The sequence below is a fragment of the Vibrio sp. 14N.309.X.WAT.E.F5 genome (genome assembly GCF_030397615.1).
Lineage (GTDB): Bacteria > Pseudomonadota > Gammaproteobacteria > Enterobacterales > Vibrionaceae > Vibrio > Vibrio lentus.
On sequence record NZ_JAPNXR010000003.1, the window covers coordinates 293,162 to 314,230 of the forward strand.

The 21,069-nt window shown below is 45.3% G+C and carries 15 protein-coding genes; 10 read left to right on the forward strand and 5 right to left on the reverse strand.

Features of this window, described 5'->3' with window-relative positions; all coding sequences use genetic code 11:
• Positions 1-68: 68 nt before the first annotated feature.
• Positions 69-863, reverse strand: coding sequence for an Asp/Glu racemase (locus tag OW495_RS05725; RefSeq protein WP_289885531.1), 795 nt, complete (start codon positions 861-863; stop codon positions 69-71).
• A 310-nt stretch (positions 864-1,173) separates the two neighbouring features.
• Between OW495_RS05725 and OW495_RS05730 the strand changes: the two genes are divergently transcribed.
• Positions 1,174-1,665 (forward strand): Lrp/AsnC family transcriptional regulator, encoded by a 492-nt coding sequence (locus tag OW495_RS05730; RefSeq protein ID WP_004732456.1) that lies wholly within the window; start codon positions 1,174-1,176, stop codon positions 1,663-1,665.
• Positions 1,666-1,849: 184 nt separating this feature from the next.
• On the opposite strand, the gene OW495_RS05735 is transcribed toward OW495_RS05730, so the two are convergent.
• Positions 1,850-3,049, reverse strand: coding sequence for a diaminopropionate ammonia-lyase (locus tag OW495_RS05735; RefSeq protein WP_289885532.1), 1,200 nt, complete (start codon positions 3,047-3,049; stop codon positions 1,850-1,852).
• A gap of 358 nt (positions 3,050-3,407) precedes the next feature.
• Positions 3,408-4,508 carry an alpha/beta hydrolase gene (locus tag OW495_RS05740; RefSeq protein WP_289885533.1) on the reverse strand — a complete coding sequence of 367 codons (1,101 nt, stop codon included), beginning with the start codon at positions 4,506-4,508 and terminating at the stop codon, positions 3,408-3,410.
• A 279-nt stretch (positions 4,509-4,787) separates the two neighbouring features.
• On the opposite strand from OW495_RS05740, the gene OW495_RS05745 reads away from it, so the two are divergent.
• The 9 genes from OW495_RS05745 to OW495_RS05785 all read left to right on the forward strand — a co-directional run bounded on the left by OW495_RS05745 (position 4,788) and on the right by OW495_RS05785 (position 17,446).
• Positions 4,788-5,492: a response regulator gene (locus OW495_RS05745; RefSeq protein ID WP_017105425.1), complete on the forward strand. Its 705-nt coding sequence runs from the start codon at positions 4,788-4,790 to the stop codon at positions 5,490-5,492.
• Between the two features lie 36 nt (positions 5,493-5,528).
• Positions 5,529-6,848: an ATP-binding protein gene (locus tag OW495_RS05750; protein ID WP_289885534.1), complete on the forward strand. Its 1,320-nt coding sequence runs from the start codon at positions 5,529-5,531 to the stop codon at positions 6,846-6,848.
• Between the two features lie 135 nt (positions 6,849-6,983).
• Entirely contained in the window at positions 6,984-7,259 is a 276-nt protein-coding gene (locus OW495_RS05755; RefSeq protein ID WP_017065177.1) for a hypothetical protein, read from the forward strand.
• Between the two features lie 575 nt (positions 7,260-7,834).
• A complete protein-coding gene (locus tag OW495_RS05760) occupies positions 7,835-10,189 on the forward strand; it encodes a M4 family metallopeptidase (RefSeq protein WP_102512920.1) in 2,355 nt (784 codons plus the stop codon).
• Positions 10,190-10,332: 143 nt separating this feature from the next.
• Positions 10,333-11,889 carry a M28 family metallopeptidase gene (locus OW495_RS05765; protein WP_102512921.1) on the forward strand — a complete coding sequence of 519 codons (1,557 nt, stop codon included), beginning with the start codon at positions 10,333-10,335 and terminating at the stop codon, positions 11,887-11,889.
• A gap of 755 nt (positions 11,890-12,644) precedes the next feature.
• On the forward strand, positions 12,645-13,097 hold the full coding sequence (locus OW495_RS05770; RefSeq protein WP_102512922.1) for a methyl-accepting chemotaxis protein: 453 nt from the start codon (positions 12,645-12,647) through the stop codon (positions 13,095-13,097).
• A gap of 200 nt (positions 13,098-13,297) precedes the next feature.
• Positions 13,298-15,895 carry a hypothetical protein gene (locus tag OW495_RS05775; RefSeq protein WP_289885535.1) on the forward strand — a complete coding sequence of 866 codons (2,598 nt, stop codon included), beginning with the start codon at positions 13,298-13,300 and terminating at the stop codon, positions 15,893-15,895.
• 12 nt (positions 15,896-15,907) lie between these two features.
• Positions 15,908-16,657, forward strand: a complete 750-nt coding sequence (locus tag OW495_RS05780; protein WP_102518275.1) for an ADP-ribosyltransferase — start codon at positions 15,908-15,910, stop codon at positions 16,655-16,657.
• A gap of 15 nt (positions 16,658-16,672) precedes the next feature.
• Positions 16,673-17,446 carry an ADP-ribosyltransferase gene (locus OW495_RS05785; protein WP_102327994.1) on the forward strand — a complete coding sequence of 258 codons (774 nt, stop codon included), beginning with the start codon at positions 16,673-16,675 and terminating at the stop codon, positions 17,444-17,446.
• Between the two features lie 127 nt (positions 17,447-17,573).
• On the opposite strand, the gene lhgO is transcribed toward OW495_RS05785, so the two are convergent.
• Together lhgO and OW495_RS05795 are read right to left on the reverse strand one after the other, a co-directional pair.
• Entirely contained in the window at positions 17,574-18,791 is a 1,218-nt protein-coding gene (gene lhgO, locus OW495_RS05790; protein ID WP_102512924.1) for an L-2-hydroxyglutarate oxidase, read from the reverse strand.
• 26 nt (positions 18,792-18,817) lie between these two features.
• Positions 18,818-20,995, reverse strand: coding sequence for a TRAP transporter permease (locus OW495_RS05795; RefSeq protein ID WP_102512925.1), 2,178 nt, complete (start codon positions 20,993-20,995; stop codon positions 18,818-18,820).
• Positions 20,996-21,069 lie beyond the last annotated feature (74 nt).

Genomic DNA, 21,069 nt, shown 5'->3' on the forward strand with positions numbered 1-21,069 from the left:
ACGTTAAATATGGAGTTAGCTTGGCTACTGAATGTAAACGCAAAGCGAGCAGCCTTAATCAAAGGTCGTTACAACGACTGCGACCTTCGGAAATTATCTGAGGATGGCTGAAGATGGTGCGCTAGCAGTGCACCAAAGCCTTTAATGGGTATGGGGTAATTCATCAACTGAAGCGAGTGCCAAGCCAATACCTGATTGCTGCTGACAACGGGTTTATCTAATTCCACTTCAATGGATTCAATCACCGATGCTGCGCGCAATGCCGTGCAAGAGATAAACAGAAGATCAGCGTCAGGGTCACAGACTTGTAGTGCGGCGTGTTTGATGTCCATTGGAGAAATGAACGTCATCGCGGTGTCATCTTCAAAACCAAAGCCTGCGATGCTCAACACCTCAATGCCTTGCGACTCAAAAAATGCCGCCACGTCTTGATTTACGGCTTCGGTATAAGGCGTTAATACCGAGATACGCTTCGCTTTAAAGCTGTCGAAAGCCGCTAAGGCAGCGATCACCGGATTCGTTACCGCAGCGTTTGGGCGAGACTGATGAATAAGCTGCGTAATGCGTTCGCTGCCAATCGCCACAGTGCCAGAGGTACAAGCGTAGATCACCACATCCAATTCAGTACCCGGTAGGATGGTATCGGCACAAGCAGCGATTCCCGGTTCCATCTTACGCAGGTTCTCTATCGTCAACGGGTTGTAGTTTCTTAGGCGGCTGGTGAACGATTGCACATCGTTTGGATACAGCGCGTTTAAATCACGCTCAATATTGAAATCTGTCGCTAACGCAATCACACCGACGCGTCCTGCTGGTGCCAATTTTTCTAATTCAAACTGTAAAGTAGCGGTTGCAGATTTCATACTTTCCAACTCCTTGAGCGAGAGTTAACACCGCCCAAAGGATGTTAACAACATGTTTCATATAATTTTCAAACTCTGTCGATTTGATCTTTACATTTTGTTCACAAGATTAATAATGCACCGATAACTTTAAGGATTATCATTAAATGGTGACCTTGTTGTGCAGAAATTCCGCATTTTTTCTGCGTTATAGTGGTTTTTTGTTCTCGCTCATCGAGGTCTAAATGTTAAGGCTAAATACCTTTAACTCGATCACACACTGGTTCAAAAGAAACAATTAATTTACAAACAGATATTGGGAAGTATGGGTATGACACAGCAACCTGCATTGGTGGTCGACAGTTTCGACAAGAAGATCCTCAACATCGTACAAGACTCAAACAGAGCTACTTCAGACAAGATTGCAGAAAAGGTCGGGCTCTCTCCTGCTGCTGTTCAGCGCCGTTTAAAACGCATGAGAGCGCAAGGTGTCATTCAAGCTGATGTCTCTGTTATCAACCCAAAAGCAGTCGGACACGGAATGACGTTTATCGTTCAGGTAACGCTAGAGCGTGAACGTGTGGATTTAATGCACAACTTCAAAAAAGAGATGAGTTCGAACCGCTCAGTACAGCAATGCTATTACGTCACCGGCAGTTCAGATTTCATCATGATTGTTACGGCAGCGGATATGGAGGGTTACGACAATTTTACTCGTGAAGCCTTCTTTGATAATGCCAATATCAAGAGCTTTCAAACCAATGTGGTGATGGATAACGTTAAGGTAGGGCTGACAATTCCAATTGATGAGCAGCGAGATTGATGACCAGATCGATTGATGACTAGCGAAATTAGAAAGCAAGGCGTGTCGTGAGATAAAGTCAAAAATAGAGGAAAAAAGACGGTATGAAGAAACCTTACATACCGCCAACTTTGGGGCTTACTTTATTATTCGTTGTTCGCGATTAGCTCTTAACAGCTAACTGCTAACTATGTACTTCTAGTTATTAGATTTTATTGTCGATGATCTGTTGATAGAGATCCGGGTCAGTTGCCCCTTCAGTACCAATCACTAGCACTCGGCTATCTTGAGTCAAATTCAGTTTTTCAGCGTATTGGGAATCTTGCTTAGCGATGATCGCCGCAGCAAATCCAGGAACGGCAGATTCCCCGCCTTCAATCGCCACTTCCGTTTGCTCGCCACTCGCCAACATACGCATCGCTTGCGGAATAGCTTCTTCACTCAACGTCATGAAATCATCCGCGCCGTTTTGTAGAATCGTCCACGCCAAGCTTGAAACTTCACCACATGCGAGCCCTGCCATCAACGTTTCTAAGTCGCCCGTAACCACGATAGGTTTTCCAGCTTGAGCACTCTTCTGTAAGCAGTTAGCCTGCTCAGGTTCGACAATTACAAAGCGTGGACGATCGGCGCCCCACAGATCCCAGAAGTAGCCGCAAACTGCTGAAGCTAGACCACCTACTCCCCCTTGTACAAAGACATGGGTTGGGATGTCACCATCAAGTTGCTCGACAATTTCAGCCAACATCACGGTGTAGCCCAAAGCAACGTCTTTAGGGATTTCCATGTAGCCTTCGTAAGAGGTGTCCGAAACAATCACGCGATTTTGCGCTTTAGCTTCTGAGTCGGCCAAACGAACAGATTCATCGTAGTTACCGGTAATGCGTACCACTTCTGCACCGAACGCTTCCATCGCTTGCTTGCGGCCTTCCGATACGTCACGGTGAATGTAGATAACACAACCACAACCAAACATTTGTGCGCCCCATGCGACGGAGCGACCATGGTTTCCGTCTGTCGCACAGCTGACAACGATTTCAGCAACTTCCGATTTCCACTGCCCGTTGAGCAGCTCACTGATGGTCGGGTTCTTCCCATAGCGATTAGCGATCTCAATCTGAAGCTGACGAGCAACGGCATACGCGCCGCCCAGTGCTTTAAAACTCTTTAGGCCAAAACGCTGCGATTCATCTTTGTACCAAAACTTGTTTACGCCGATCTCAGCAGAGATTGCATTCAGCTCATGCAAAGGAGTAACAGAGTAGCCAGGCCATTGAGAAATATCTTTAATCGCTTGTTGAGAGTTCGCAACACTTAAAATGTCACGCTGCTCACTCGAGTATTCCAATTCAGGGCGTGCTTGAGGGTTAGCGTAGTGTGTCAGAGTGCCTGCCAGTAACTGCATAAATGATCGTCCTTATTAGTCATTCACATGCTCCTTACATCGTTAGATTATAGAAACCTATCAGCGAGTAAGGCTGCGGATAATAAATTCTATCGACAAAAAAGTGCCGTGATTACACATTCTTATCACGCGATCTGCGGGAATTAATTGTTACATGAGTGTTAAATGAAGAATTTATTCACCATTCCGATGTGACAACCTCATCAATGAATTCTACCGATAGAAAAATTCCAATTCGAGCGATGGAACCATTAGCCTAACAATCCGGAACCAATGTAGAAACAACAGGTACAAAAAAGGCCGGTAATGACAGAGCCATCACCAACCTTTGCGGAGTCGTTATTGCTACTTTCTTTAACTACTCAATACGCGTAATAAAACCGTACTTATCAGAGTCTGCTTTGGTCATCCAGTGCTCACCAGCAGCAGGTGCAGAATCTAAAGTGAAGATATAGAAATCGATCCCTTTCTCTCCCATCACCTTTTGAAAATAGGTCGCTTGCTGACGATGACTCTCATTGGTGTATGGGAATTCTTTGGCCGTTTTATCACCCTCAGCCCAACTATGCACACCCACCTGTTTATTCAGCTCAATGGCTTTGGTGGTATCCGCGCGTTGCAATATGCGTGGGTTGCCAGCAGCGAATAAATCCGTACCTCCCGAGAAAACCGAACCCGTTGGAGTCACAACCGTCGTCATCTTGTTGTTATTGATCATACGCCCGGTGTACATGTTGATTTCGTCATCAGCACTGCCACCGATATGGTTAGTGAACTTCAACATCATCTCACTGCCTCGGTATAACTTCACGATATCAAAAAGCTGAGAATAGGTTGATGCGCCTAGAGTTGAGGTTATACGCTCAACGGCACCAGTCATGTTAAATGCATCTCGGTAAAAACCATTGAAGGCAAACGATGTAGTGATGGTGACTTTATTACCATTTTTGGATTTACTTAGAATCGTCGAACCTAGGCTCGTTACGTATTGCGACAACTCATTTTGGTACTCAAGCTTAACGGCAAGCTTTCTACCATTCGTTTTTGTTTGGATTAACGTCGTATCATTGCCAATTGAACGTTGAGCCGTACCACAATCAAACGAATCATAGTAATTGCCTTCGCTGTAAATACCGCAGTCATCGACACCTGCATCAGGGAGATACAGATCAACACTCTGACCTAAGCGACTTGCTAGCCTAACCACCTTTTGGTCATCACTGATCTCTTCAGCAAACTGAATTGTTTCATACTGCACACCATCGTAATCAAGCTTCATTGACTCTTGAAGTTCTTCTCGCTCTTGATACAACTTGCCTAATTTCACTGATGAGAATACATAATCCGCCTTAGGTTTCACTTGCGCTTTAGTCGCCGCTTTACCCGAATTAGAGCTTGAGTTACAGCCAGCTAAAAGAATCAAAGGTAATGCCAATAACGTTTTTCTATAGCTATTCATATGGTAATTCCCAAAAATGCTTGATGGGAAAATTCTATTATTTAAAGAAGAAAACATCTGTCGTGCGAATGTATGAGAGTGTATGTCTTTTTGAACATTGTTTTTTATTTTCGCACAAATTCAAAATCATCATTGAACTGGCGTGGAAAGTGTTTAATCATTCACCTCAGGTATTTTACGTAAAGCATGCAAATTGGAGATGCCACAATAGCTAACCACTAGGTAAGGCTCCCTCACGTAATCTCAATAAATGAAACGCACGACAAGGCTGATAATGGAATGACAAAACCTAAAATGATCATCGTGGAAGACGATTTGAAACTTCAGAAAATGCTGCAAGACTACTTTGTCGCGCAAGATTTTGATGTCACCGTATTGGACGATGGCAGCGATGCCGCACAGACCATCCTCGCGGAGCAACCTGACATCGTGCTATTGGATTTGATGCTTCCTGTAACTGATGGGCTTACAATCTGCCGACAGACGCGTACGCACTATAAAGGTAAAATCTTGATGCTCACCGCTAGCGATGACGACTTTGATCACGTCGCTGGTTTAGAGACAGGGGCTGATGACTATGTCACCAAGCCAATCAAACCAAGAGTTCTGCTGGCCAGAGTTCGTTCGCTATTACGCCGCCAAGACGCCAACACTGCTTCAGTCGATGACTCAGAAAACCTTCAGTTTGATCAACTCGTTCTGAAAAACACCTATAAGAAGTGTGAACTTTCAGGTGCAGTTTTGTCACTCACCGACAGTGAATTTGACCTACTTTGGTTGTTAGCGAGCAACCCTGATACGCCGTTATCACGTGACTATTTGACGCAAACACTACGTGGCATTGAGTACGACGGGATCGATCGGACGATAGACAACAAAGTCGTGCGTCTAAGAAAAATACTGGGCGACGACCACACACCAGCAGAAAAAATTCAGACCATTCGCGGTAAAGGCTATTTATTTGTTTCAACCGCCTGGCATTAACTTCGCTCTAAACGAGCGTAATGAAAGAGATCGATTATGCGACGTATCTATTTGGAGTCCTTGTTAGGGCTGTTAGTTTGCTTTATGACCGGCCTTGTCGCCTACGAGATCTGTGTCTATCAGCTCAATACCGACTACGAATATGTACTACAAGATTACGAAGCGACAGCCCACCAGCAACTGATAGAGAACATCGCTAAGAATCAAGGCCTTGAAGCGGCTCAACAAGCAATGAACCAGTTTGTCGAAACCACTCGCAATAAACTGGTGACGTTCAACCCAAAAGATGAAATACCAAGCCCAGTTTCAGAGTTCTTCTCTACCAACCCAAATACCTTTATCTTTCACGATGATGAACGTGACCTTTGGTTTCGCTTAGCAAGCAGCGACAATACCTATCATTATCTACCCAACAGTGAAGCGTTCGTTAGGCAAAAGATAGAATTGGAGGATGACCTCATTTGGTTGTTCTTTTTAGCAAGCTTTATCTTGTACGGTTTATGTCACCTATTTATTATCTTCCGCCGAGTTAAGAAACTTGAAGCTGCGACTCTCGCCTTTGCAGAAGGCGACCTTTCTGCGCGAGCCGAGACCTCTAGTGGCATCGCAATTGGCTCACTCAACAAATCCTTTAACCTAATGGCAGACCGCATTCACCGCTTAATTGAGAGCAATCGCTCACTCACCAATGCGGTCGCTCATGAACTGCGCACGCCAATATTTCGTATTCAGTGGCAAGCTGAAATGCTCAAAGACACGCCACTCAACGAATCTCAGCAAGACACCGTAGAAAGCATTGTCGAAGATACGGAAGAGATGGAGAAAATGGTTGATGAGCTATTGTGTTACGCCAAACTGGATAGCTGTGACCTCGAAAATCTACAACAACCATTGGACATAAGAGACCTTCTCGACCACGCAATGACGCGTTGGAACAAGGATACGCAACTTAACATCGGCCTATCACTGCCAGAGCAGCCTAGCTCAATACTGGCGGATGAAATACTGCTGAACCGCGCCCTAGATAACCTTGTACGTAACGCCATGAAATTCGCACGCTCTCAAGTGTTGATTGAAGCCAGCGTGCATCAAGAACAACTGCAGATTGCGGTACATGATGACGGTGATGGTGTGGCTCAAGAACATCAGGCTCGCCTGTTTGAACCGTTTTACGTTGGCGACAAAGCGCGTAACAAAGCCAAGAGCGGCCATGGTTTAGGGCTGTCTATCGTCGAGAAGATCTGCGCTCAACACAACGCAACCGTGGAAATTGGTCAGAGCCAAGCCTTAAAGGGTGCGGTATTCACCATAACCATTCAGCTATGTAATGGTTCAGCTGACAAACCCTTACAGTAACTACAAAACACCTCTGGAATAATGTTCAACATCGGTCGGGAGATGCTGTCTCCCATGAACTTATTGAATCTAGATAATCACGACACTGCCTTTGTGGCTTGCCATCTCGATTCCAATCATTCTTAGGGTATTTTTATGAAAAAGTTATTAGTTGTTTTAGGCATTGTTTCTCTAGCAGGTTGTTCAGGTATCAGCCACAACGAAGAAGTTTACACAGCGCACGCTGAGAGCTTCAACATTGTTGGTTTCCAAGTTCCTGGTAACACACAAGATCGTGCAATGGAATTAGTACCTGAAGGTGCAACGGTTGATACTATTCGTTCAACAAACTCTGATACAAGCTCTGTGCTAGGTATCATCAACCGTATTATCGGTATCGACTACGTTCAAGTTGGCGGTAAGAAGCAATAATTCGTAAAAAACAATAGCTCGTTAAAAAGCAGTAATTTGCTAAAGCTTGTATGCCTTTACACGCTAGCTAGTACAAACGAAGTTCATCTAAGCCAGTGACCTCGTCACTGGCTTTTTTCATCCAGCCGTTTTTGTGCTCTGTGCCAAATAAAGCCCCATTTAGCTAACTATCTTGTAACTAACAATTCAGAAAATAAGCTCAAAAACCTTCAATTTCTTATCAAAATGGCCCTTAAATTCGCTTAATTACCTTCCGCTTAAACTGAACTCCCCAAATCGTTGATCCTTCTATCAACCCATCGCACGTAAATTGCGGCACAGTTCAATTTACGCAAAAAACTTAATTCTCTTGAAAAATTAATACTTAATAAAAGTGTCACCATTTTATAAATGAAAAAGGTAAATTGGTTCAAAAATAAACAGAAATGATTACTAGCTGTAAATGTGCAAGATATAAGTTTCATGAATAAAAGAGATCATTGCCATGCTACTAATTAATCAGATCGAATGATGTAAATTCGTTGTGAAAATTTTGTTACGTTTTCATGGATTTTACATGGAAAGAGAAAATAACAATGAAAATGAAAAAGCGTTTAGTTGCCGTTGCTATAGCCAGTGCTATGTCTTTATCAGTACATGCAAGTGAATCAGTTAGCATCGATCAACCGATCAACTTTACTAGCTTTTCTGGGTTGAACACTCAGTTAGGTGTCAGTAACGCCTCTAGCTTTAAGATGGTAAAGGAAGTTAACCTCAAAAAGCGTGGCATCTACAAAGTTAAGATCCAACAAAACATCTGGGGAACGCCAGTATGGGGACATTACCTAAATGCCACCCAAAGTGTACAAGGTGGCGCACTTAAGTCTGTTCAAGGCAACTACCTTAAAACGACGACCCTAGAGCGATCTTTTGTTAAGCCATCGATCAACAGCTCTCAAGCGGTTGAGCTTGCGAGTAAAGATCTCAAGGTTCAGGGCTTAACCAGCAAATCTTTAGACAACGTCCAGCATGAACTGTTTATTTATCAAGGTTCAGGAAAACAAGGACATGACAAAACACGCCTTGTCTACGTTGTCTCTTATCTTGTCGAAGGTAGCGAACAGCCGACTCGACCATTCACCATGCTAGACGCACACACCGGCGAAGTTATCGACCGTTGGGAAGGTATTGCTCACGCACAGATAGGTACAGGCCCTGGTGGTAACGAAAAAACGGGCATGTACGAGTACGGTACCGACTACCACTACCTTGATGTGGTAGAAAATGGCACAGAATGTGTGATGGAATCGGAAAATGTTGTCACCGTTGACCTAAATGGTGCGACAGACGGCGACACCACTTACAGTTATGAATGTCCTCGTAACGAGCATAAAGAAGTGAATGGAGCCTTCTCTCCACTCAACGATGCGCACTACTTCGGTAACATCGTGTTCGACATGTATAAGAACTGGTTCGACACAGCGCCGCTCTCTTTCAAACTCATGATGCGTGTTCACTACGGTAACAACTACGAGAACGCATTCTGGGACGGCAAAGCAATGACATTCGGCGATGGTGAAAGCTTCTTCTACCCACTTGTAAGTCTAGATGTGTCAGCGCACGAAGTGAGCCACGGTTTCACTGAGCAAAACTCAGGTTTGGTTTACGCAAACCAATCCGGTGGTATGAACGAAGCTTTCTCTGATATGGCAGGTGAAGCGGCAGAATATTACATGAAAGGCACCAACGACTGGATGGTCGGCCGTAATATCTTTAAAGGCGACGGGGCTCTGCGTTACATGGACGATCCATCACGAGATGGTTCTTCAATCAACAACGCATCTGAATACTACGATGGCTTGAATGTGCACTACAGCTCTGGTGTGTTTAACAAGGCCTTCTACCATCTTGCAACCACGCAAGGTTGGGATACCAAAAAAGCGTTCGAGCTTTTCGTGTTATCCAACCAAATCTACTGGTCGGAAAACAGTGACTTCTGGCAAGGTGCTTGTGGCGTGAAAAACTCAGCAACCGACCTTGGCTACAATGCCGATGATGTTGTTTCTGCGTTCGGTCTGGTGGGTGTTGCCCCCTGTGCAGAGCCACCACTGCCGCCAGAACCGGAATATCAACGCCTTGAAAACGGTGTTGAAGCTGCGGTTGCTGGTGAAACCGGCTCAAAAACTTACTTCGATATCGAAGTACCAGAAGGCCAAGACAAGCTAACGATTGATCTTGCTGTGTCTACTGGTGATCCGGATATGTATGTCGGTCTAGATTATGCGCCAAGCTCTCAAGAGAATATCTGTAAGAGTGAAAGCGTAACCGATGAAGTATGTGTAATTGAAAACCCAACAGCTGGTCGCTACACGGTGAACATTCTGGGTTACTCAGATTACGCAGGTGCAAACCTAAAAGCATCATACGAATCAGGCAACGCTAACGTACCGCCAGTCTCTTCTTTCGAACACACCATTGTCGGCAAAGAAGTAGAACTGCGCAGCACAAGTTCGGACAGCGATGGTCAGATCGTCTCTTACCAATGGAACCTTGGCGATGGCAACACACAAGCCGGTGAAGTGACTCGTTATACCTACGCTGAAGCTGGCGACTACGTGGTGACTCTAACCGTGACTGACGATGCAGGCGTTGCAACATCAACAAGCAAGTCGATTACGATTGAAGGTGACTCAGCGGAAGGCTTCCCATTAAAACTGAAGTTTGGTAACAAAAATCCGAATGGCAAAGCTCGCGTTAAGCTGGCATGGGATTACGACACCAACGACTACTTCGTGATTAAGCGTAATGGCAAGAATGTTGGTGCTACAGACTTCAACTCATACGTCGACAAGTTCCGTCATAACGGCACAGTAGATGTTGAGTACCAAGTGTGTACCTCAAGCGATATCTGTTCAGAAACCAAGCACTACCGTTTCATTAAAACACAATAATCGATAGTAAATTCAGGGCTCCGAAAGGGGCCCTTTTCGCGGTTATCTGTTTAGAAAATGAAACATCTACACAAAAACATCCACGCACTAAACAAAATTCACACCAATCACCACAACAATACTCACCATAAAAAGGACGACAAATGGCTATTCAAAAAAGCATGCTAGCTTTGGCTGTACTCGGAGGTTCTTTAGCCTTAACCACCAGTACTTCGGCTTACGCATCCCTAGGTATTACACCACCAGCGAACGAAGAAGTTTGGATCACCACCGATGCTGACGCACAGCATATAATGACTCAACATGGCGCAACAGTTTACCCAAGCGTGACTGGAAACAAGCATTCCATCGTCGCGAAAATCAACCAGAAAGAGCTGGCGAAACTATCCAGCCACATGCACGAAGAAACCCACCGTTGTGGTGGCTACATGGTGCACGAAGACAAAGCAAGCGCACTCAAAGCCGCAGCGATGCCACTGACAATGAGCACCTTCGAAAAACCGGTGATCAGCCATCAAGACACAGTGAACGACCTACTCGCTCAGGTCGAGCCGAACAACATGGTCACGACCATTGAAAATCTAACCAACTTCACCAACCGTTTTTATACTACTTCTACTGGTGTCGCTGCTTCAGATTGGCTTTTAGAGCGTTGGGAAACAGAAATTAAGGATGTGCCGTATGCGTCTGCACGCCAGATCACGCATGCCGAATATCCACAAAAATCCGTTGAAGTGACACTGCTTGGCGCTAAATATCCTGAAGAGATCGTCGTTGTTGGTGGACACCTTGATTCGACCGTTGGATCTTGGACAAGCGAAGGCACCATCTCACCGGGAGCCGATGATGATGCGTCTGGCATTGCAACGGTAACAGAGTCGCTTCGCCTGATGATCGCCAGTGGCATTCAACCAGACAAAACCATTAAGTTCTATGGCTATGCAGCAGAAGAAGTAGGGCTGCGCGGTTCACAAGATGTCGCTAACGCTTTAAGAGACGAGCAAGCAAACGTTGTATCAGTATTGCAATTAGACATGACCAACTACAACGGTTCGGCGCACGATATCACCTTCATCACAGACTATACCGACAGTAACCTCACCGCCTACCTGAGCGAGCTGATCGACACTTATGCTAGTGACATCAGTTACGGTTTCGATGATTGTGGCTATGCCTGTTCTGACCACGCCTCTTGGCACAATGTTGGCTACCCAGCCGCCATGCCATTCGAGAGCATGTTCAATGATTACAACCCAAATATTCATACTCAGCACGACACGCTTGAGAACTCCGATCCAACAGCGACACACGCGACCAAGTTCGCCAAACTGGCCATTGCTTACCTTGTCGAAACCAGCCTTGATTCGCCAGTTTCAGGCCCTAAAGAGCTGCAAAATAACGTGCCTGTTGAAGGACTTACTGCAGGGTATGGTGAAGAGCAGTTCTTCACATTTACAACTGAAAGTGCAGGTCAGTTAACGGTGACATTAGCAGGCCCTCGTAGTGGCGATGCCGACCTTTACGTGAAACATAATGGTACCGTATCGAAAGCAAGCTACGATTGTCGTCCATACCAGAACAGCAGCAACGAACAGTGTGTACTGAACAAACCAGCGGGTGAATTCAACATCATGGTGCGCGGCTACCGTAACTTTAACGATGTCACCATTGTCGCTAACTTCGTGCCGGGTTTGCAGTAACTAATCATTAGCAACTGGCAGCCCAACGAGCCTTGGTGGTAGGTTTCAATTGAGCATCCACTAGATTTACTCGGCCAACCAATTGGCAAACCACTTAGGAAAAAAACATAACGCAGCTGAACTGGCTGCGTTTTTTTCAGTGGTAACGTAAGTGTAGATGTAGATGAAAATAGTTACTTCACCAAAATCTAATTAAGCATCTCTAAATATAAATAAAAAGTTATATTTTAATTAAGGAATTTTAATCCCTTAATCCCAAAACGCCTACCTTATATTCAATTCTATAAATAACCAACACGAATAATAAAGCGATCACTTAATTAGTTAATGCTTATTCTATTGCTCTCTAACCCGTTAAACAAATACCTATCGCACAAATCCAAACGTCTATTTAAATATAATTTCACAAACACTCATTTAATTACTTATTTAACGAAGCTCAACATCATACCCATATAATAAAAGAGGGTAAATACTAGAAAAGGAGTAAGCGATAGCAAAAACATAGCCAACAAAAACAACAAGTAAGACCAGATCAACAACATAAAGAAGAACTGGTTCAATTAAATCCAGCACTCCACACAATCATAAAAACAGACAACCAATACATATAATAAATATTGCATATATCAAACGGATGTATATTATCTATAAATTATTCGAGTTTATACGTGCATTTTATAAGTTTTGTTTTCAGTTCAACAGGGACAATCCTGAATTATACAAATCAAACACTACTTATATTGGGATTAGTTATGAGTAATAAACTAAAAAACATTATTTCTTTTACGGGATTAACTGTCATTTTAATCATGACGACGAGCTTATTAAATTGGAAGGATTTCAAAAAATCGTCAACCGTAAGTAACAGAAAACCATTGGGGTACAAATTTAATGCCCCCATCGAAGCTGCACTCGCTGGTGTTCAAGGACTTGGCTTTGCCATCTTAGCCGATGAGGTTCGCCACCTCGCTAACCGTACTCAACAAATTACCACCAAAGTTAAAGACGTTATCACCTCACTTCAACACGAGGCCAGCAACTCAATCACCACTATTGAAGATACGAAGGCTCAAATAACCACCGCGACGGTAGAGCAAACGCTTGTCGCGGGAGAAATTAATCAGAGTGTTGCGGACATCCATCACAAGGCTCCCGTAAGCGGTAAGCACGTTCAAGATAAACGGTTAAAACCTGTGTTCATTTAACGCTAAGTAGGAGAAGCAGTTCCCCCTACTGACAACATCGAAGTTAAACAATCAAGCCACCTCTAAGGAGGCTTGATTCAACGATTTATCGCATCAACCAACACACTAAATCCCTAGCGTTCTCTTTGCCATCTCGGCAAGGAGAGGCTTTTTGCTTTCTAAATTAAGCATATAACTTCGCTAACAATAAGGATAAACCTATGAAGTTAAAAAGATTAGCACTCATTACTGCTATGATTTCATCAAACGTCAATGCCTTTCAGGTCTGTAACATCGGAGACGAATATAACGTCTTGGACAGCGAAAGCTTTCATCAGATCCGACAGAAAAACTATGATGCCTTCGGTGAAGGCATTACTCCTGAAAACCTGTTTCCATCATCGCCAGAGCACATTGTCGACTTAAAACCCTCTCTCTCTGAAGCCAGTGATGTTTTCCCAGAAACCGCCACATTACTGGATACAGGACCAGCCTCGGCGATTGCAATTGAACCGGTAGAAGCGACACGATTAATGGAAACCTTGGGGCGTTCAACCAGTAGCCTGGCAAAAGGCGCGTTAGAAGCTTTGGGCCCAATTGGTGATGCGGTTGCGGTCGGCCTTTGGGCAAATGACGTGGCCAATAGCTTTCAGGACGAATCGCGCACCTCTTATGATAGGTTCGCCACCGTTATGGAGTTGGTCGATTGGTTTGGCGTCTTAAAGCTTCCAGCCAGAGAGATCGATCGTCAAATATTGAGTAGCCGTTGGGATAGGATTGCGGCGGGTGACCATTATAGTTATCGCGTTCATGATGACCTGATTACTCAGCAAGATCTGAGAGACAAAAACCATTGGGCTGAACTCGCATCCAAACAGCAGGCTATGTTAAACGCAGTAGCACAAGGCTTCGCGACCGATCTTGCACTCAAATACCAACAGCATTATCAAGAAGTCGTTCAAGCTCAAACCATCATGGCAGAAGAGTTGATTACAGGTGTCGAGCATGAACTGCGCAAAACCCTCTTTAGCGAGCTTGCAGTCGATCATCAAGGTTCTCGCCTTTTCGCATCAGACATTGCCTTAAGCTGTAACGAAGAAGCCCAAGCATTGGCAGAGCTGTACCCTCAACAAGATGTTGAAGAAAACAATAACCGTCCACCAGCGGTGCCGTCAAAGCGCCAAGCCAATCGAGCTCTTGCCAAACTCCAACACTGCCAGCAGCAGCTATTGGATGAAGCTATTGCCAAACTTGATGCCTTACGAGCGGGACAAATTCCTGGCCTTGACCAAGCCGCTGTGGAACAACTTTATACCCGAACGCTAGCAGCAAAGACGCAGATCATTGAAACCGCGGACAACCATGTCAATTTGCTCAAGAGTAAGCTGCAAAAAGAGATGTTTACACAAGGTGAAATCGCCGTTGAACAACTATTCAGTTCAGGCTCTGTAGACACCATGCATAACTTCTTCAAGGCGCAAGCGGAACGAAACGCTATCGACGAAATGACACGCAGCATTCTTGGCCGCCCTGCGACCACACAAGAAATACGCAACAAAGAGATTGTTCTCCAAAGCGGTTACAGAAAGTGCGTCCGTATTGGTATTCTCGGAGGAGACCCGAATTTTCGCGGCTGTGTCGAATATGCTTGGATACCAGCGGAAACTCGCCCGTTTAATCCATCTGAAGATACGGTTATTGCGCAAATCTATCCGCCGAATAAAGAAGCGGTGAAGCGAGTTCTTTTCGATACGCTAAGCACCTTGATTGCCAATGGCTGGAACTCAGAAGACGAGGAGCATTGGTTAGAGCAACAGATCTTGAATTTTTCTGCGCAGCAGCGCCTAAAACAACAAGCCGAATTCGATAAACAGCAGGTCTATCATTGGCTGTTAGATTCAACCGCGCAACTAGGAGGTAAATGTACAGGTGGCAGTTCATGCGCAGGCTGGAGCCCTTCTTACCTACAAACAGTGAACCTATCACGTCAATCGTCGCTGCATTACATCAACAATTGGCATACTAACTATTCGGGCAAATACGCAAATGTACACTCAAAGCGTTATCAAAAGCTCGAAAGCCTCATCGCTGTGGCGCTGGCAAGTGAATGGCAGGCCAAGCAAGCAGTAGAATTTTTTAGTTTTACTTATCCAGGTAGTGCCGATCTCGAAACTAACGCGCCATTAATTTACTCAGCACTCAAGTCTTCATCACTAGACATTACGGACCTGCAAGGTAATACGCTACAACTGGCTAAAGGAATAGTGAAAACTCGACTTGCGGAGGCGATAAGCGTCTCAGACAGCAACGGTATTGAATGGCTACATTCACAAGTGGGCCAATTCCAACGTTACACGTCAATCATCCACTCACAGCACATTTCTACAGGGCATTACGCTTCTGGATCAGAGGATGTTCCCGCTCTATTCTCTGAAATGCTACCCGCGCACCTAATGCGATACCTAATTTCAGACATTATCCCTGATAGCTATGATGCCCGTTTGGAGCGCTCAATTGAGGCACTGTTTAATCCAGCCTCAGAACTCAACCAAAAACTAGACAGCTTAAGCCGCACCAATGAAAGCTTTACCAACAAACCGGGTCGCAGCTGCTTGATCTACTATCCGCACCTTAAGAGCGCTCTTCTCAGTGTGGCTGAAGAAGAAGATCTGTACTGGCTTTCACCTATCTCAGAATGGTACGACGCAGTCACTCGACAACAACTTAATACGTTTCGCGCACTTCAGTCTGCCGTAATCAACCAGAATACTTTTGGCGTTCCTTGCGACCTAAGCCCAAACAGCTACCAATACCAATAAAGGACGACCACTATGAATATTCGTTTTTTATTACTTCTCTGTTGTTTGAGTTTTGCTAGCTTCTCTCAGCCATTTGATACGCTCAAACAGCCAAACCGTTCTGAGGAAGAAATCATCCAACTAGCAGAAGACTTCAAAGACTGGTCAAAGGCTTCCAATGGTTGGCGCTACTCCTTCATAACTGCCAATGAAAAGGAAGCTGTGGAAGATTTTTCAATTTCCGGCTATCAGACCGCTAATGACTACCTAAGAGCAACTGACACCTCAACATGGGGTGTCGCGGGGGCGGATGCGAGGCAATACATTCGCACGGTTAAATCGGCTCTCAACAAGCTGCCAAAATACAAAGGGACCGCCTATCGAGGGACTTGGGTAAAACTATCTCTGCTTAACAAGCTCGAAGAGGGAGACGTGTTGGTCGAGCCAGCATTTACTTCAACCTCTACTCTCCCAGAAGTCGCTAAGCGCTTTTCGGTAGTGCATCCCAACTCCCCACAAAGGCTCAAGCGAGTGCTGTTTGAAGTAAAGATCAATCAAGGGGGTCACACCATTGCAGGGCTTTCGGAATACAGCAAAGAAGCAGAGGTTCTATTTGCGCCAAATGCACACTTTCGAATCACCCAGATAGAGCGAACTTCTAACCATACCTACATCGGCGTTGAGACGGTGAAGGCGTCTGCCGTCAAAAATACTCAGAAATATAATCTCTATTCAGGCAAAGAAGTAGAAGCGTCATTTTGGCACTCTCTCGTTTGTACATAAGCTAAGGAGCTAACAATGAAAAAAATACTTTGGATGTTTTGTCTCTCTTTACTGGCAAGCTACTCCACGTACGGAGAAGAGTTTGCCGAATTTAAAGGACGTTCACTCTCCCATGAAGCTCAGCAACAAATCGCTGACAACTTGATGGACTGGGCTACCACTCATCATGTCAACGCAGAAAAAAAGATGGTGCCAGAAGAGTATTCCGCAATCAAAAACTATGGCCGAGTGGATCACGACGTGGTCAATGAATACATGCGGGCGGGAGAACCTGAAGGGTATCTGTCGGAAATGTTTGGTCGTACATTGAAGTCACGAGTCTTTCATATGCGAAATGTCATGAATAAACTCCCTAACTACAAGGGCACAGTCTACCGTGGCTCATCGATAAAAAATACGCTACTGGATAAGCTAAATGTTGGTGATATTCTGCACGAGAAAGCCTTTTTATCGACTTCGACATTACCGAGTGTTGCCAAGAATTTTTCGTCTGCTGGCGTTTACGAAGGCGCCTCTGCCGCTCAATTCAAAATTGAGTTAAAGTCAGCAGGTCGAGCGATCAATGCTTACACGTTCAAACCGGATGAAGCTGAAATACTCGCTAAACCCAACACTTACTATCGAGTAGAAGCGATTGAAAAGATATCGCCACACAGAAACTACATCAAGATGAGAGAGGTAAAGAATCCTAGTCGTTATCTTAAGGCTGAACCCGATATCCATATATACGACAGCTTTAATGGTGAAGAAGTCTCCCTTCGAAATCGCAGTTCCCTCTACTGCCTGTAGCATGATGCACCTGTCGATGGCGTAATGCACCGTTTTCTTAGATTATGTTCTTAATGAACGATTGAACACAAAAAGACCATCATAATGATGGTCTTTTTTATTACTGACATTCGCTAATCTAGCGCTATTAGCTTGCGGTTTTACGCATCACCTTGCCACAAATATACTCCCCAATCGGCATTGCCGAAGTCGCTGCCGGCGATGGCGCGTTACATACATGCAAGCTTCTTGGGCTTTCGGCAAACAGAAAATCATGAACCAAGGTGCCATCTTTGAGTACCGCTTGGGCACGAATGCCTGCTGGGTAAGGTTTGAAATCTGACACCGTAATACTCGGGCAATATTTATTCACTAGCTTTAGATATCCCGGCTTCCACCACGAGTTTTTAAACTCTACCAAACCGGTTTTTAGATTATTCGCAGTCACCTTCCAAAAGCCCGCAAAGCTCAGCATCTGCCAAGTGTCTTTGAAACTAAAATTAAGCTTGCCATAGCCTTCTCGCTTCCAACCTTGAACTGCATTTGGCCCTACTGTTACGGAGCCATCAATCATGCGTGTTAAATGCACGCCCAAGAAAGGCAGTTCTGGGTCAGGGATCGGATAAATAAGATGATTCACCACTTGGTTGTGTTTGGCGTCCAACTGATAATATTCACCGCGATAAGGGACGATTTGGAAGTCGGTTTCAATGCCAAGCATGCTGGTCATTCTATCGGCCATCAAACCAGAACAAGTGATCAAGAATCGGCTGTTCAGTTGAAGAGTCTGACCATCGACTTTGCACGTTAACTGCACCTCATCTTCTTGCTCATCCGCCATAATCACTTCAGTACCAAGGCTAAGTTTTCCACCCGCTTCAACAAACTCTTGAGCCATCACTTCGGTGACTTTTTTGTAGTCCACGATACTGGTGGTTTTGACATAAATCGCGCCCAAGCCCGTGATGTTTGGCTCGGCTAGTTTCAGCTGCGCTTGATCTAAGAGGTCGACATCAATGTCGTTATCATGACAACGTTGATAGAGCGCGTTCATGCGCTTTACTTCCTGCTCATTGGTCGCGACCAACAGCTTGCCACAGTTTTCGACAGGGATATCGTGTTGACTGCAAAAGGCGATGGTGCGCTCTACGCCACGCTTACAAAAATCCGCCTTTAAACTGCCCGGGGCGTAGTAAACGCCAGCGTGAATCACACCACTGTTATGACCTGTTTGGTGCTGCGCAAAGCCACGCTCCTTTTCGACTAAAAGGATGCTTTTATCAGGGTGAGCTTGCTGTAATTGCCATGCCGTCGACACGCCAACAATGCCACCACCAACGATAATATAGTCGTATGTTGAGTTCATAATATTCCTACATTCAATCCTTTTAATTATAGGGAAGACGCGACAGTGTCAGGTTCGGTTTGAGGTAAAGATTCTTGCTCATCTTCCGATTCCTTTTTCACTTGATTAGCATCGTATTGACGAGCCGTGTGAATAAAGAGACCAATGAAAAGTGCTACGCACACTAGACGAATCACGACGGAAATATCAGGCCAAACCAATGCCACACCCAGCGCGATTAATACAACACGAGTCAGCAGATTAATTTTACTTTCTAGATAACCTTCAATCGCAGCAACAAACGCGTAAGTACCAATAATAGCAAAGCCTCCTGTGACCAAAACCGAGGTCACATCCCAACTTACTAAGTTGGTGTAAGCAATCAACAATGGCACTAAGTACAGGCCTTTGGCGATCTTCCATGCCATTAAACCGGTTCTCATTGGTGGTGTTTTAGCAATGGTCGCGGCGGCAAACGCAGTTAAGCAAACTGGCGGGGTTACGTTACTGTCTTGCGACAACCAGAAAATGATCAAGTGTGCAGAAAGCAGTGCAAGGCTGATCGCTTCTAAGCCCAAGCTTTGCTCAAGTAGGGTTTCGACAAAGTCAGCAGGGACTAACGCAATCATCTCTTTGGCTGTTTCGAGAGCCATTGGCGCATTCAGTAAATCTAACTTGTCTGGTGCCGCTAACATGAAGATAGCTTTCGCCTGTTCAGGTAACTGACCCGAAACCAGCAAGTCGAGCAACTGGCTTTCAGCAATCAGTTTGTACAAAGCTGGAGCCGACAGAGTGCCCAACACGATATAAGCCGCCGTCACTGGTAAGCCCATACCCAGAATCAAAGATGCCAATGCGATCAAGGCAATCATCACCAACAAGTCGCCGTTCGCCCAGCTGTTGATCATCAACGAGAAGGTGTTACCAATACCCGTCGTGCTGATCACGTTGATAACGAGGCCAATGCCCACCAACAACACCGCCGTTGTCGCCATGTTTTTTGCGCCTTGAGAAAGCGCTTCGATGATCGCCTTTGGACCCATTTTGTGATTTTTAGAGAACCATGAAGCCACCACGACAGACAGAATCGAGATACCCGCTGCGTAAGTCGGGGTGAAGCCCTTCACCAACAGAGTCACCAACACCGCTAATGGGATCAGGTTGTGCCAGCCCGACAGTAATACCTTCAATAGAGGTTCACAGCCAGAAGTGACTTTTTGCACGCCACTGCGTTTTGCTTCAATACGTACGAAAAATGCCACAGACAAAAAGTAGATAAGCGCAGGTAAGAAGGAAACCGCAATGATGTCGACATAAGGGATCTGCGTGTAAGAGGCCATGATAAACGCCCCCGCACCCATCACTGGTGGCATCAACTGCCCGCCCGTCGATGCGGCCGCTTCAACACCGGCCGCGAAACGCGAAGGGAAGCCGGCCTTTTGCATCAAAGGAATACTGATCACACCCGTCGATACGGTGTTTGCTACGCTCGAACCAGACACCGATCCCATCAAGCCAGAACCAATCACCGCGATAAAGCCCGGGCCACCAATCACTTTGCCAGCTGCTGCGCGAGACACATCAATGATGTAATCACCGACACCCGAACGCACTAAGAATGCGCCAAATAGGATGAACATAAACACGAAGGTCCAGCTGATTCTTGAGATAGAACCGAACATCCCTTCTGATGAGTAAAAGCTTCGATAAAGCAGTGTTTCAAGGCTTAGACCCGGGAAGTGGAAGATGCCGCTGGTCCATTGTCCCCACAGTACCACATAGCTCAAACACACTAAGATAAGCACCGGAATAAACCAGCCCATGGTTCGACGAATCAGCTCAATAACGATGGCAATCGCCAAGATAGAGAAGAACCAATCACTGGCGATAAACTTCACGCCTCGCTCATAAAGGGCATCTTCTGCAAAGGGAATGTAGATAAGACAAGCTAGAGCCGCCAAGGCAATTCCGATGTCTACCGCCAGAGCAATTTTGCTTTTTTTCAGTGAGATATGGGCGGGATACCAAAGCGCACAAATGATCGCAAAACCGGCGAAGTGGGTCGCCGAGATCCAAAGCTCAGGCAAAGTAGATAAGGTGTTAAACCAAATGTGTAATAGGGAGAGGATTACTCCCATTGTCGTTATCGCTTTGCCCACCCACGGAAAATCCGTTCGGGTCGGCAGTTCAAATTTTTTCAGTTCCTGCTGCAGCGAATCGCTCATAGAAAACTCCTGCTCTCCGCAGCAAACACGAAGAGACAATCCATAAAGTGAGGAGGTGCACGAACACATTCTTG

What these genes read in the sequence shown, in the direction of transcription:
- OW495_RS05725 (WP_289885531.1), bottom strand. Translation starts at nt 863, where the DNA reads ATGAAATCTGCAACCGCTACTTTACAGTTTGAATTAGAAAAATTGGCA.
- OW495_RS05765 (WP_102512921.1), top strand. Translation starts at nt 10,333, where the DNA reads ATGGCTATTCAAAAAAGCATGCTAGCTTTGGCTGTACTCGGAGGTTCT.
- OW495_RS05775 (WP_289885535.1), top strand. Translation starts at nt 13,298, where the DNA reads ATGAAGTTAAAAAGATTAGCACTCATTACTGCTATGATTTCATCAAAC.
- OW495_RS05780 (WP_102518275.1), top strand. Translation starts at nt 15,908, where the DNA reads ATGAATATTCGTTTTTTATTACTTCTCTGTTGTTTGAGTTTTGCTAGC.
- OW495_RS05760 (WP_102512920.1), top strand. Translation starts at nt 7,835, where the DNA reads ATGAAAATGAAAAAGCGTTTAGTTGCCGTTGCTATAGCCAGTGCTATG.
- OW495_RS05750 (WP_289885534.1), top strand. Translation starts at nt 5,529, where the DNA reads ATGCGACGTATCTATTTGGAGTCCTTGTTAGGGCTGTTAGTTTGCTTT.
- OW495_RS05795 (WP_102512925.1), bottom strand. Translation starts at nt 20,995, where the DNA reads ATGAGCGATTCGCTGCAGCAGGAACTGAAAAAATTTGAACTGCCGACC.
- OW495_RS05745 (WP_017105425.1), top strand. Translation starts at nt 4,788, where the DNA reads ATGACAAAACCTAAAATGATCATCGTGGAAGACGATTTGAAACTTCAG.
- OW495_RS05735 (WP_289885532.1), bottom strand. Translation starts at nt 3,049, where the DNA reads ATGCAGTTACTGGCAGGCACTCTGACACACTACGCTAACCCTCAAGCA.
- OW495_RS05785 (WP_102327994.1), top strand. Translation starts at nt 16,673, where the DNA reads ATGAAAAAAATACTTTGGATGTTTTGTCTCTCTTTACTGGCAAGCTAC.
- lhgO (WP_102512924.1), bottom strand. Translation starts at nt 18,791, where the DNA reads ATGAACTCAACATACGACTATATTATCGTTGGTGGTGGCATTGTTGGC.
- OW495_RS05730 (WP_004732456.1), top strand. Translation starts at nt 1,174, where the DNA reads ATGACACAGCAACCTGCATTGGTGGTCGACAGTTTCGACAAGAAGATC.
- OW495_RS05755 (WP_017065177.1), top strand. Translation starts at nt 6,984, where the DNA reads ATGAAAAAGTTATTAGTTGTTTTAGGCATTGTTTCTCTAGCAGGTTGT.
- OW495_RS05770 (WP_102512922.1), top strand. Translation starts at nt 12,645, where the DNA reads ATGAGTAATAAACTAAAAAACATTATTTCTTTTACGGGATTAACTGTC.
- OW495_RS05740 (WP_289885533.1), bottom strand. Translation starts at nt 4,508, where the DNA reads ATGAATAGCTATAGAAAAACGTTATTGGCATTACCTTTGATTCTTTTA.